Source organism: Luteipulveratus halotolerans, from assembly GCF_001247745.1.
Lineage (GTDB): Bacteria > Actinomycetota > Actinomycetes > Actinomycetales > Dermatophilaceae > Luteipulveratus > Luteipulveratus halotolerans.
Genome location: NZ_LAIR01000002.1, coordinates 3,366,000 through 3,378,997, shown reverse-complemented (window position 1 = coordinate 3,378,997; position 12,998 = coordinate 3,366,000). Strand labels below are relative to the sequence as shown.

The following is a 12,998-nucleotide window of genomic DNA, read 5'->3' as shown; positions in this document are numbered from 1 at the left end:
GTCAGGCTCCCGTGGACAGCAGCGACTCGGCCGACGCCGAGATGCCGGTGCTGTCAACGACTTTGCCGTCCCTCAAGAAGACGACGCGGTCGGCCCAGGCGGCGTGCCGCGCCTCGTGCGTGACGAGCAGCCCGGCCGCGCCGTCGTCGCAGCGCTGGCGGAGGACCTGCAGCACCGCGTCACCCGTCGTCGAGTCGAGGGCACCGGTGGGCTCGTCCGCCAGGACCAGTCGGCGCTCGCCGACGAGGGCCCGGGCGATCGCGGCGCGCTGCTGCTGGCCGCCGGACATCTCCTCGGGGAAGCGATCGGCCAGATCGTGAATTCCCACTGCCTCCAACGCTTCTGAGGCGTGCTTCTTCGCGACGCGACCGCTGATGCCGTCCAGCTCGAGAGGGAGGGCAACGTTCTCGACGGCGGTCAACGACGGGATGAGGTTGAGGTCCTGGAACACGAAACCGAGTCGTCTGCGCCGCAGCACCGCGACCGCACGGGCAGGCATCGTGGTCAGGTCCTCGCCGCCGACCAGGACCTGCCCCGACGACGGACGGTCCAGCGCGCCGGCGATGTTGAGCAGGGTCGACTTGCCGGACCCGCTCGGACCCATGACCGCCACGAGCTCGCCCGCCTCGACGGTCAGGTCGACCTGGTCGAGGGCGGTCACCCGGCCTCCGCCGTCGCCGTGCAGCCGGGTCACGCCGATCAGCTGCAGCTCGGGCGCACTCATCGGGAGACCCGCTCGGTCGTCGTACGGCGATCGGTCGCCTCGGCCGGTGCCGTGGGCCGCACCTGCGCGAGACGTGACTCGACGTGGTCGAGCCAGCGGATCTCGGCCTCGGACTGGAAGACGAGGCTCTCCAGCACCAGGCTCCAGGCGAGGTCGTCGCCGGCGTCGCGCTTGAGACGAGTGAGGTCGCGCAGGTGGGTCATGGTCGCCGTGCGCTGAGTCTGGACGACACGCGGCACGTCGACGCCGGGCAGCGTGACGGCGAGCGCCAGCTTGATCGCGAGCTCGTCGCGGGGAGTCTGTGCCCGGTCGACCGGGGCCGACCACCAGCGGTCGACCTCGGCCCGACCGCCGTCGGTCAGGCGGTACTCGATGCGACCCTCGTCGTCGGCTTCTCCGGAACCCTCGACGAGACCGTCACGTTCGAGGCGGGACAGCGTCGTGTAGACCTGCCCGACGTTGAGCGGCCAGGTGCCACCCGTGCGTGACTCGAACTCCTGGCGCAGCTGCGCGCCGTACATCGGGTTGGTGGCGAGCAACGCCAGCAACGAGTGCTTGATCGACATGAGACCCCCGTGGCCTGGGTGAATACTCGGTATGCATCCACCACGCGAGGAGATGTATACCGAGTATTCAGGGGAGTGGTCAAGGGGTCACGAGCATGTCCACAGTGCGACGGCGTTGCGGGAGCCGGTCTCGGTGTGGGTCAGCGCGCAGCCGGACCGGGCGAGCACCCGCATCTCGGCGCGGCCCGTCCACGGCGCCCGGTTGCGATAGACGACGACCACGGTGCGCGGGTGCGTACGACGGACGGCGGCGAGCGCGTCGGCGTCCGGGACATCGGGCAGCATCAGCGCGGTCGGCCGTGGCGGCACCGGCGCTCGTGACAGGTCGGTCAGGCCGACGAACGCCTCCGGGTACGCCGCCGCCAGGGTCCGCGTCGAGGTGTCGAGGAACACGACCGCGCCGCCCTGACGCTCGACGGTGTGGACGACGGCGGCGAGCTCGGCGGTGCGCTCCCATCCCTTGGCGTCGAGGGTGCGTTGGGCGCTCCACGCCGGGACCGCGCTGAGAGCGAGCGTCGCGACGGCGATCAGGGCCGCGCGTCCGGGGAGGCGGGCGAGCCCACGGCCGACGAGGAGTGCGTACGCCGGCAGGCACCACGCGACGTACCTCTCCGCGTACATCGACGAACCCACGAGGCTCGGGGCGAGCAGGAGCAGCGGCGGCCCGAGCGCCCACATGACGAGGGCTCCGCGGGCGGTCGAGCGTGCTGCGACGCCGACGCCGGCGAGTGCGAGCAGGGCGATGAGCAGGACGCCCGACGCGTACGCCGGAGCGCCCGTCGGCGCGGGCCCGGCGGTGAGATGGCCGCCGAGTGCCGACACGACGTCGCTGGCGCCGTTGGTGAGCCAAGCGACCTGCTCGGCCTGCCGCCGGCCCGCGATGACGAACGGGACCAGCACCACGAGAGCCGCGGCCGTCCAACCGAGCCAGCGCCGTCGTACCGCGCGAGTCACGAGGAGCGCGTGCGGCAGCACGATGAGCAGCGCGGTCACCTGCGTGAGAGCGAGTGCGACGAGGCAGAGTGCGTACGCCGCCCACCGGCTGCGGGACGGCAGTGCGTCAGCGCGGGTCGGCAGCGCGTCAGCGCGTATCAGCAGCCAGGTCGCGAGCACGGCGAGCAGGACAGCCAGCGCTGCCGGGCGGGCGTCGAGGCCGGGCCAGCTGAGGCCTGGGACGGTCAAGGACGCGGCGCCGGCGTACCACCCGGTGCGGCGGTCGTCGAGCCGCTGGGCGACGGCGGCGACCAGCCCGCACGCGCCGGCGATGCAGACCGCCGACGGCAGACGCACCGCGAACGCACTGCTGCCCGCGACGTCGACCCACAGGTGCAGCAGGGCGTAGTACGTGCCGTGGACGAGGTCCATGTGGTGCAGCACCGACGCGAGGTCGCGCCAGGGCAGCGCGACGGCCGCCTTGGTCGAGCCCTCGTCTGCCGACAGGCCGGGCCGGCCCAGGTGGATCATGCCGAGCAGCAGCGCGACGACGGCCACGACCCATGACGGGCTCACCCCGCCCCGCCCCCGGTGCACGCACGAACTCTAAGCGCCCGTACGCCGGGCGCGTGCCTCAGACGGTCAGGAGCACCTTGCCGATGTGTGACGACTCGTCGAGCAGGCGGTGCGCGTCGGCGACACGGGCGAGGGGGAGGCGGTCGTGGACGACGGGGTGCACTCCGCCGGTCTCGATCATCGGCCAGACGTGCTCGCGGACGGCGGCGACGATCGTGGCCTTCTCGGCGCGGGGGCGAGCACGCAGGCTCGTGGCGATGACGGCGGCACGCTTGGTGAGCAGCTTGCTGATGTCGAGCTCGCCCTTGATGCCGCCCTGCATGCCGATGATGACGAGCCGGCCGTTGACGGCGAGGGCGTCGAGGTTGCGGTCGAGGTACTTCGCACCGATGACGTCGAGGATCACGTTGGCGCCGGAATCGCCTGTGGCAGAAGCGATCTCGGCGACAAAGTCCTGCTCCTTGTAGTTGATCAGGATGTCGGCGCCGAGCTCGCGGCAGGCGTCGAGCTTGGCCTGGCTGCCGGCGGTCACGGCGACGCGGGCGCCTATGGCCTTGGCGAGCTGGATCGCCATCGTGCCGATGCCGCTCGACCCGCCGTGCACAAGGAACACGTCGTCCGGCTGCAGGTCGGCGGTGAGGAACACGTTGGACCACACGGTGCACGTCACCTCGGGCAGTGCGGCGGCATCGACGAGGTCGACACCCTTCGGCACCGGCAGCAGCTGGCCGGCCGGGACGGCGACCTGCTCGGCGTACCCGCCACCGGCGAGCAGCGCACACACCTCGTCGCCGACCGTCCAGCCCTCGACGCCCTCGCCGACCTGGCTGATCGTGCCGCTGACCTCGAGGCCGGGCAGCTCGGACTCGCCCCTGGGCGGTGGGTAGAACCCCTGGCGTTGCAGCAGATCGGCCCGGTTGACCCCGGCCGCGGCGACGTCGACGATTACCTCGCCCTCGCGCAGCGTCGGAGCGGGCACCTCGGCGAGGGTCAGTACGTCCTCGTCGCCGAACGTCGGAAGCGTGATCGCCTGCACGCCTCCGACCGTAACCCCGACGGCTGTCAGTCGCGGGGTCGCTCCAGTCGTTCGAGGTCGGCGGGGGTGTCGACGTCGGCGGCCTGCTGCTCGCCCACCGGCAGCTCGGCGACGGTCAGCGCGTCGAGCAGCCGGCGCATCGGCGCGTTCGCGGTGGGTTGGGGGAGGGCGCGGCGTACGACGTCGGTCCTGTACGCCGCGAGCAGCGGCTGCCGTCGACCGCTCGGGTCGATGGCGACGACGGCTTCGGCATCATTGGTGTCGGTGGCGTCGTCGTCGGCGGTGCCGGCGCTCGTCGCGCCCAGGGCCGCGACGAGCTGGGAGGCTGCGCGACCGGCGTACGGCATGTCACCGGCGATGAGGACGAGCACGCTGGTGTCGACGAGGGGCAGCGCAGCCTCGACGGCGGCGAGCGGGCCTGCGAATGCTGGGGACTCGCGGGTCCAGGTGACGTCGCGGCTCGTACGCCGGCGCTCGCCGACCGCGACGACCGGCCAGTGCTCGGGCAGGTCGGCGAGGAGGCGGTCGAGGACGGTCGTGGCCCCGAGCGGCGCGCGCGTCTTGTCGGAGCCGAACCGGGACGAGCGCCCGCCGCACAGCACCACAGCGGTCACGTCGCTCATGGCCTCACCGTATGTGCGGGGCGTGGTCCGCGTCCGCACCCTTTGAGGAAGCGTGAGGTGGTGCTCTCGCTTCGTCAAAGGGTGGCTGGCTGACTGGCGCGCACCCTTTGAGGAAACGTGAGGTGGTGCTCTCGCCTCCTCAAAGGGTGGCTGGCTGACTGGCGCGCACCCTTTGAGGAAGCGTGAGGTGGTGCTCTCGCTTCGTCAAAGGGTGGCTGGCTGACTGGCGCGCACCCTTTGAGGAAACGTGAGGTGGTGCTCTCGCCTCCTCAAAGGGTGGCTGGCTGACTGGCCGTCCACATCCGCGCTCGGCGCCGGGCGCTGTCCACAGGCGATGGCGTCGGGCTGGCCGGCCGGGTGGGCGCCGAGCACCGTTGTGGCATGACCTCACCGAAGCGCTCCGTCGTGCGTGGCCGCGAGCGTCGGCTCGCCCGCGAGAAGGCGGCCGAGCCGCTCGCCGCTCTTCACGGCGGTGTCGCATCGCGCTCCATGCTGCGCGCGGCCGGCATCAGTCGGTTCGACGTGCGCTCCGAGGTCGAGGCCGGTCGCTGGCACCTCCACGGTCAGCAGACGGTGGTCGTTGATGGTCGGCGTCCGAGCGGTGCTGGTGTGTGGTGGGCGGCGATCTGGGAGGTCGGCCGCGGCGCGGTGCTCGACGGGGTGGCGTCACTGCTCGCCCACGGCCTGACCGGGTTCGCCAGCGCATGTGTCGACGTCAGCGTGCCGGTGGGCAACCGCCCTCATCGACCGCCCGGCGTCGTGGTGCACGTCCCGGAGCACCTCGGCCCGACGATGGACACGGGTGTGCCTCGTACAGCCGCCGAGGTGGCAGTGATCAGGGCCGCGACCTGGGCGGTCTCCGACAGGCAGGCCGCTCTGCTGATCGCCATGGCTGTGCAGCAAGGGCTGGTCCCCACCGACCGGCTTGCGGCTGGGTGGGCGCTGGTCAAGCGATGTCCGCGACGTGCCTTCCTCGACCAGGTCATCCGCGACGTCTGCGACGGGGCTCACGCGCTCGGTGAGCTCGACTTCGCCGAGCTCTGCCGTGAGCGTGGACTGCCGGTGCCGACGCGTCAGAGCGTGCGGCATGGTCCTGGCGGTCGGATCTACCTCGACGTGGAGTGGCCCGACCACGGTGTAGCGGTCGAGATCGACGGCGGTCATCACTTCCGTGGGCTTCAGCCGATCGACGACGCGCTGCGCCAGAACGACGTCGTGGTCGAGGGTGCGGTCGTCCTGCGGATCCCGCTGCTCGGCCTGCGCCTCGCTCCGGACCGGTTCATGGATCAGGTGGCTCGTGCGCTCACGCTGGCCGAGCAGCGCGCGAGCTGAGCCGCGCCTCGCTGACTGGCGCGCACCCTTTGAGGAAGCGTGAGGTGGTGCTCTCGCCTCCTCAAAGGGTGGCTGGCTGACTGGCGCGCACCCTTTGAGAAGTCGTGAGGTGGTGCTCTCGCTTCCTCAAAGGGTGCAGCGAGATCAGGGCGCGCGGTGGCCGAGGCGACGGGACAGGTCGGCGGCGGCGCGGCGTACGGCGTCGACGGCAGCCGAGCGCTCGTCCTCGGACACGCGCTCATGCGGGAACGTCACGGCGATGCCCGCTGCCGGGTGCCCGTTGTGGTCGAGCGCGGCAGCACCCACGGACGCGAGGCCGGGCGTCACGGAGTCCTGCTCGGCGGCGTACCCGCGGGTGCGTACCTGCGACAGCTCCGACCGCAGCGCCGACAGCGAGAGCGGGCCTTGTCCGTGCCGTTGGACGAAGTCGTCGCGCGAGGCGTAGAGCGCGCGCACCTGTTGGGGCGGCAGCGCGGCCAGGATCGCGAGGCCGGACGCGGTGAGCTGGGCGGGCAGCCGTACGCCGACGTCGGTCACCAGCGACGGCCGGCCCTGGGCGCGCTCCTCGATGACGTAGAGCACGTCGCGGCCGTGCAGCACGACGAGGTGCGCGTTGTGCGTCGTCTGGTCGACCAGGCGGGTGAGCACCGGGCGCGAGATGCGTTGCAGCGGAGCCTGTCTCGCGTACGCCGAGCCCAGCTCGAACGCCGCCACACCCAGCCCCCAGCGCCGGTCGTCACCGAGATGACTGACGAAGCCGGCATCGCGCAGCACCGACAGCAGGTGATAGGTCGACGAACGCGGCAGGCCGAGGTCGCGGGCGATGGCGGCGGCCGGCATGGGTTCGGCGTGGCGGGCGAGCAGCTGGAGCACCGCGATCGCCTGGGCGGCGGCGGGCGCGTTGGTCATGGGCCCAGCATGGCGCAGCCGGGTGCTGCACGTCTCGCATCTGAGACAGGTGAGCGCGCTCACGCCTCGCGCGGGGCTGTGAACGCCGCTCCAATGGACGAATGACCACCGTCACCACCGCCGAGGTCGTCGTCGGCACCGGACCGTTGTCGTTCGAGGACGTCGTCGCCGTCGCCCGTCACGACGCACCCGTTCGTCTGTCGGACGAGGCGCTCGAGGCCGTACGCCGAGCGCGCACCGTGATCGAGGACCTCGCCACCGACACCGTCCCCCACTACGGCGTCTCGACCGGCTTCGGCGCGCTGGCGACCCGGCACATCCCGCTCGACATGCGCGCCCAGCTGCAGCGCAGCCTGGTCCGGTCACACGCGGCAGGCTCGGGCCCCGAGGTCGAGCGCGAGGTCATTCGCGCAACCATGCTGTTGCGCCTGTCGACCCTCGCGACCGGCCACACCGGCGTACGCGAGGAGACAGCGCAGGCGTACGCCAACCTGCTCAACGCCGGCCTGACCCCGGTCGTGCACGAGTACGGCTCGCTCGGCTGCTCCGGCGACCTCGCCCCGCTCGCGCACTGCGCACTCGCGGTGATGGGTGAGGGCCAGGTGCGCGACCGCGACGGCGAGCTGCGCGACACCGCAGAAGCGTTGAAGGCCAACGACATTCGGCCGGTCGAGCTGCACGAGAAGGAGGGCCTGGCCCTCATCAACGGCACCGACGGCATGCTCGGCCAGCTCGTGCTCGCCATCACCGACCTGCGACAGCTGCTCAAGACCGCCGACATCACGGCGGCCATGTCGGTCGAGGGGCAGATGGGCACGGACGACGTGTTCGCCGCAGACCTGCACGAGATCCGCCCTCACCCGGGCCAGGCTCTGAGCGCGGCCAACCTGCGAAAGGTCATGGCTGACAGTCCGATTCGCGAGTCGCACCGCGACCCGGAGGCGTGCACCCGGGTGCAGGACGCGTACTCGCTGCGCTGCTCGCCGCAGGTCGCCGGCGGTGCGCGTGACACGGTCGAGTACGCCGCGCAGGTCGCCTCCCGCGAGCTCGCCTCGGCGATCGACAACCCCGTCGTCACCCGCGACGGTCGGGTCGAGTCCAACGGCAACTTCCACGGTGCGCCGATCGCGTACGTGCTCGACTTCCTCGCGATCGTGGCGGCCGACCTGGCATCGATCAGCGAACGACGGACCGACCGTTTCCTCGACAAGGCCCGCAACCACGGGCTCAACCCGTTCCTCGCCGACGACCCCGGCGTCGACTCGGGCCACATGATCGCGCAGTACACCCAGGCCGCGATCGTGTCCGAGATGAAGCGACTCGCCGCGCCCGCGTCGGTCGACTCGATCCCGTCGAGCGCCATGCAGGAGGACCACGTCTCGATGGGCTGGTCCGCGGCGCGCAAGCTGCGGCGTTCGGTCGACGGCCTCACACGCGTACTCGCCGTCGAGCTCCTCACTGCCGCAAGGGCGCTCGATCTGCGTGCGCCTCTCAAGCCGGCGCCTGCGACAGCCGCCGTCGTCGCCGAGCTGCGCAAGTCGACCGAGGGGCCGGGCACCGACCGCTACCTCGCGCCGGAGATCGAGAACGCCGTCCAGCTCGTCGCCACCGGCCAGGCCCTCGCGGCCGCCGAGACCGTCACGGGCCCACTCGACTGACCGCCGGCGTACGACAACCGAACGACACCGACTGGCGAAGACCGACTGTCCGGCACTCCATGCACTGCCGGACAGACGAGATTCGTCGTACGACGAAGGAGACTGACATGGAAGGCGCACGGCCCGTACGGGCGAACCGCGGGACCCAGCTGACCACGCGTTCGTGGACGACCGAGGCTCCGCTGCGGATGCTGCAGAACAACCTCGACCCCGAGAACGCCGAGCGCCCGGACGACCTGGTCGTCTACGGCGGCACGGGCCGGGCGGCTCGCGACTGGAAGTCGTTCGACGCCATGGTCCGCACTCTCACCACGCTCAAGCCGGACGAGACGATGCTCGTGCAGTCGGGCAAGCCGGTCGGCGTGATGCAGACGCACGAGTGGGCACCGCGGGTGCTCATCGCGAACTCGAATCTTGTTGGAGACTGGGCGAACTGGCCCGAGTTCCGCCGTCTGGAACACCTGGGCCTGACGATGTACGGCCAGATGACGGCCGGCTCGTGGATCTACATCGGCACGCAGGGCATCGTGCAGGGCACGTACGAGACGTTCGCCGCTGTCGCCGAGAAGCGGTTCGGTGGCACGCTCGCCGGCACGCTGACGCTGACGGGTGGCTGCGGTGGCATGGGCGGCGCGCAGCCGCTGGCTGTCACCCTGAACGAGGGTGCTTGCCTGATCGTCGACGTCGACGAGTCGCGGCTGCGGCGGCGCGTCGAGCACCGCTACCTCGATGAGGTCGCCGACAACCTCGACGACGCGATCGACAAGGCCGTCAAGGCCAAGAACGAGAAGCGCGGCTGGTCCGTGGGCGTCGTCGGCAACGCTGCCGAGATCTTCCCCGAGCTGCTGCGCCGCGGCGTACCCATCGACATCGTCACCGACCAGACGTCGGCGCACGACCCGCTGTCGTACCTCCCCGAGGGCATCGACCTCGACGACTGGCACGAGTACGCCGACAAGAAGCCCGAGGAGTTCACCGACCGGGCGCGTGCGTCGATGGCCAAGCACGTGCAGGCGATGGTGGAGTTCCAGGACGCCGGTGCCGAGGTCTTCGACTACGGCAACTCCATCCGTGACGAGGCCCGTCAGGGCGGGTACGACCGGGCGTTCGAGTTCCCGGGGTTCGTGCCGGCGTACATCCGGCCGCTGTTCTGCGAGGGCAAGGGCCCGTTCCGCTGGGCCGCGCTCTCCGGCGACCCCAAGGACATCGCTGTCACCGACAAAGCCGTGCTCGACCTGTTCCCCGACAACGAGCGGCTCCACAAGTGGATCAAGGGTGCTCAGGAGCGAATCGCGTTCCAGGGCCTGCCTGCTCGCATCTGCTGGCTCGGTCAGGGCGAGCGCGACAAGGCCGGCCTCGCGTTCAACGAGCTCGTGCGCAAGGGCGACATCTCGGCCCCGATCGTGATCGGCCGCGACCACCTCGACACCGGTTCGGTCGCGAGCCCCTACCGCGAGACCGAAGCCATGGCGGACGGATCCGACGCCATCGCTGACTGGCCCCTGCTCAACGCGCTCGTCAACACGTCGAGCGGCGCGAGCTGGGTGTCGATCCACCACGGCGGTGGCGTCGGCATCGGCCGTTCCCTGCACGCCGGCCAGGTATCCCTGGCCGACGGCACCGATCTCGCGGCGCAGAAGCTCGCCCGCGTGCTCACCAACGACCCGGCCATGGGCGTGATCCGTCACGTGGACGCGGGCTACGACATCGCCGAGGAGACCGCACGCCGCGAAGGCGTACGAATCCCCATGCAGGAGAGCTGAGTCCGCAGGACTCAGCCGAGCTGAGGGAGACGGCCATGGGTGCCGCGACCACCGTAGAACGACGCAGTATCGAGCCGATCCCCGCTGAGGAGAGGCACGGCAGTCCCCGGAGCCAGTTCACGCTCTGGTTCGGGGCCAACATGCAGATCACGGCGGTGGTCGACGGTGCCCTGGCCGTCGTCTTCGGCGCCGACGCGATGTGGGCGATCATCGGCCTGCTCATCGGCAACGTCGCCGGCGGTGCGGTCATGGCGCTGCACTCGGCGCAGGGTCCGCGCCTGGGGCTGCCCCAGATGATCAGCAGCAGAGCGCAGTTCGGCGTCCTCGGCGCCGCGCTGCCGCTCGTGCTGGTGATCATCATGTACCTCGGGTTCGCCGCGACAGGAACGGTGCTGTCGGGGCAGGCGATCACCAAGATCCTGCACGTCGACGCGTCGTGGATCGGCATCGTCATCTTCGGTGCGCTGACGTTCGTGGTGGCCGCGTTCGGCTACCGCTGGATCCACGCGCTCGGCCGGGTCGCGACGGTCATGGGCATCCTCGGGTTCGCCTGGCTGACGTACAAGCTGTTCGCCGACTACGGCGCCTCGACGCTGCTCGGCGACCCGCAGTTCGACGGCGTCTCGTTCCTGCTCGCGATCTCGCTCGGCGCGGGCTGGCAGCTGACGTTCGGCCCGTACGTCGCCGACTACTCGCGCTACCTGCCCGAGGACACCCCGGAGCGGACGACGTTCCTGTCCACCTTCGCCGGCAGTGTGGTCGGCTCGATGTGGTCGATGACGCTCGGCGCGCTCATCGCCTCGGTCCCGAAGAACGGATTCCTCGGCAACCAGGTCGGTTTCGTCGGCGACCTCGCCGGCGGCGGCGCGATCGCGTTCGTCATCTACTGCGTGATCGTGGTCGGCAAGCTGACCGTCAACACGCTCAACGCGTACGGCGGCTCGATGACGATGCTGACCACCGCGACCGGGTTCACGCGCAGCAGCGTCGTCCGCCCCGTCCTACGCATGGCGTGCGTCTTCGGATTCCTTGCTGCGTCAGTGCTCGTCGCGCTCGTGGCGTCGGCCGACTTCCTCGACTCGTTCAAGAACTTCGTGCTCGTGCTGCTCATGGTGTTCACGCCGTGGAGCGCGATCAACCTGGTCGACTACTACCTCGTGTCGCGCGAACGCGTCGACGTACCAGCGCTTTTCGACCGTCACGGCCGGTACGGCGCGTGGAACGTCCCCGCACTCGTCACGTACGTCGTCGGTGTCGTCGCGCAGATCCCGTTCCTGGCGCAGGAGCTCTACACCGGGCCGATCACGGATGCCCTCGGTGGTGCAGACATCTCGTGGATCATCGGGCTGCTCCTGACCGCCGCGATCTACTACCCGTGGGCCAAGCGCACGAGCAACCCACCCGAGCAGATGATCCGGTACGACGACGATCGCGTGCCGGCCTAGCCACCGGACACGGGCGGCGCACGGCTAGCCTCTGCGCGCATGACCCCTCGTATCCCGCGCATCCGGCCTGCCGTCGCCGTCGTCCTGGTGGTGGCTGTGCTGGTGGCCGGCTGGGGCTGGTCGAAGTGGCACGGGTCGGACGGGCAGGTGGCCCACCGAGCCGCGGCCGAGCTGCGTGACCTGCCCGGCGTCGAGAAGGTCGTGGCCATCGACGATCCGAGCGGCGCCGCTCTGACACTGCGCCGTAGCGCGACCCCGGAGCAGGTCGAGGCTGCGCTCGTGCGGGCTCAGGAAGCGGTCAACGGCGGTGACCTCGGCCTCGTACGCGTGCGCATGGGTTCGGCCGCCACGAGTCTCTCCGAGCACGACTCGGACCGGTCGAGGGACGCGCGAGTTCTGCGGGCTGTCTCCGGGCTGCCCGAGGGAACGGCGAAGGTGTGGGGTGACGGCCAGTACATCGACGTCTCGGCACCGGACGCACGTCGGGTGCCGGTCGTCAGAGCAGTGATGGCCGCGATGGCGGCCGAGGAGATCAGGTCAGTGCAGGTCGAGACCGTGGGCGGCACGTCGCAGGGGCGGGTCCAGGTCGGGCGCGACGTCCGGCCTGCACGGGCGGTCACGGTGCTCGATCATCTGATGCCCCTCGCGCCGCGCACGTACTCCGTCCGGGTCGCTGTTCAGGCGGTGCGACTGCTGCTCGATCCCGGATCGGCCAGCGACGTCGCCTCGGCCCTGCGCACTGAGCAGCGCGCGCTGCGCACGGCGTGGCCCTCGGCCACGTATCTCAGCGCCGTCGCGAGCAGCACCGAGGGCTTGAGGCTGCGAGGGATGGGCGACCCGGCGCCTGCCCTGTCCGTGGTGGAGCAGCTCGGCAGGCGCGGCATCGCGGTGGACAGCATCGACACCGACATCTCGAGCGTCGACCTCGGCGAGGGCCCGGGCCGGGGCGCGGAGAGCTTCCCGCGCGTCGCCGCTGCCGTTGCTGCGCTCGAGCCGTCGCTGCCGACCGCGGCGCGCATCGGGATGGCTGGCACGACGGGCACGACCCGGAGTGCGTTCTACGGCTCGCCCGCCGACCTCGCCAGGTTGGCGGAGCCGATGGCAGCAGTCCAACGTCGCGGGTACGCCGTGTCGTGGGCGGCGGGCCGCAAGCAGGTCGAGATCGCGGCCGTGCTGCCCGAGGGCCAGGAGATCGATGCCGGCACCTCAGCGACTGCTGCACGGCTGCTGCGCGGACTGCCCTGGAGCGGCGTCGGGCAGGTGACCGTTCAGCAGGACGCGACGGACGACGTCAAGGGAGTCCTGGTGCGTCTGCATTCGACCGCCACGGGCCGCGCGCGCGAGGTGACTGGCGAGGGATACCGCGTGGCCGACCCGCACGTCCGGAGGACGTTCGTCGACGCGTGGAACTCCACCGCCACCGAGAAGTGAGC

11 protein-coding genes are annotated in these 12,998 nt (G+C 70.9%); 5 read left to right on the top strand and 6 right to left on the bottom strand.

The genetic code is table 11. From position 1 onward, the window contains the following. Nucleotide 1: 1 nt before the first annotated feature. From VV01_RS17020 to mobA, 5 genes are all read right to left on the bottom strand, one after another. Nucleotides 2–724 carry an ABC transporter ATP-binding protein gene (locus tag VV01_RS17020; RefSeq protein WP_050670934.1) on the bottom strand — a complete coding sequence of 241 codons (723 nt, stop codon included), beginning with the start codon at nt 722–724 and terminating at the stop codon, nt 2–4. Further along, nucleotides 721–1,290: a PadR family transcriptional regulator gene (locus VV01_RS17015; RefSeq protein ID WP_050670933.1), complete on the bottom strand. Its 570-nt coding sequence runs from the start codon at nt 1,288–1,290 to the stop codon at nt 721–723. Before VV01_RS17015 ends, VV01_RS17020 begins: the two co-directional genes overlap by 4 nt. Before the next feature lie 87 nt (nt 1,291–1,377). Next, entirely contained in the window at nt 1,378–2,820 is a 1,443-nt protein-coding gene (locus tag VV01_RS17010; RefSeq protein WP_157508896.1) for a glycosyltransferase family 39 protein, read from the bottom strand. Between the two features lie 37 nt (nt 2,821–2,857). Then, a complete protein-coding gene (locus tag VV01_RS17005) occupies nt 2,858–3,835 on the bottom strand; it encodes an NAD(P)H-quinone oxidoreductase (RefSeq protein ID WP_050670931.1) in 978 nt (325 codons plus the stop codon). A gap of 26 nt (nt 3,836–3,861) precedes the next feature. Beyond that, entirely contained in the window at nt 3,862–4,458 is a 597-nt protein-coding gene (gene mobA / locus VV01_RS17000; RefSeq protein ID WP_050670930.1) for a molybdenum cofactor guanylyltransferase, read from the bottom strand. Nucleotides 4,459–4,839: 381 nt separating this feature from the next. Here mobA and VV01_RS16995 point away from each other — a divergent pair, with 381 nt between their 5' ends. Continuing rightward, nucleotides 4,840–5,790 carry a PDDEXK family nuclease gene (locus VV01_RS16995; RefSeq protein ID WP_050670929.1) on the top strand — a complete coding sequence of 317 codons (951 nt, stop codon included), beginning with the start codon at nt 4,840–4,842 and terminating at the stop codon, nt 5,788–5,790. Between the two features lie 144 nt (nt 5,791–5,934). Here the strand turns inward: VV01_RS16995 and VV01_RS16990 are convergent, their stop codons facing one another. After that, nucleotides 5,935–6,699 (bottom strand): IclR family transcriptional regulator, encoded by a 765-nt coding sequence (locus VV01_RS16990; protein ID WP_050670928.1) that lies wholly within the window; start codon nt 6,697–6,699, stop codon nt 5,935–5,937. Nucleotides 6,700–6,800: 101 nt separating this feature from the next. Here VV01_RS16990 and hutH point away from each other — a divergent pair, with 101 nt between their 5' ends. The 4 genes from hutH to VV01_RS16970 all read left to right on the top strand — a co-directional run bounded on the left by hutH (nt 6,801) and on the right by VV01_RS16970 (nt 12,996). Then, entirely contained in the window at nt 6,801–8,357 is a 1,557-nt protein-coding gene (gene hutH / locus VV01_RS16985; RefSeq protein ID WP_050670927.1) for a histidine ammonia-lyase, read from the top strand. Between the two features lie 107 nt (nt 8,358–8,464). Then, nucleotides 8,465–10,120 carry a urocanate hydratase gene (gene hutU / locus VV01_RS16980; protein WP_050670926.1) on the top strand — a complete coding sequence of 552 codons (1,656 nt, stop codon included), beginning with the start codon at nt 8,465–8,467 and terminating at the stop codon, nt 10,118–10,120. Nucleotides 10,121–10,155: 35 nt separating this feature from the next. Beyond that, the gene (locus tag VV01_RS16975; protein ID WP_050670925.1) at nt 10,156–11,565 is read left to right on the top strand and encodes a purine-cytosine permease family protein; all 1,410 of its coding nucleotides are present in this window, start codon (nt 10,156–10,158) and stop codon (nt 11,563–11,565) included. 39 nt (nt 11,566–11,604) lie between these two features. Next, nucleotides 11,605–12,996, top strand: a complete 1,392-nt coding sequence (locus tag VV01_RS16970) for a hypothetical protein (protein WP_050670924.1) — start codon at nt 11,605–11,607, stop codon at nt 12,994–12,996. Nucleotides 12,997–12,998 lie beyond the last annotated feature (2 nt).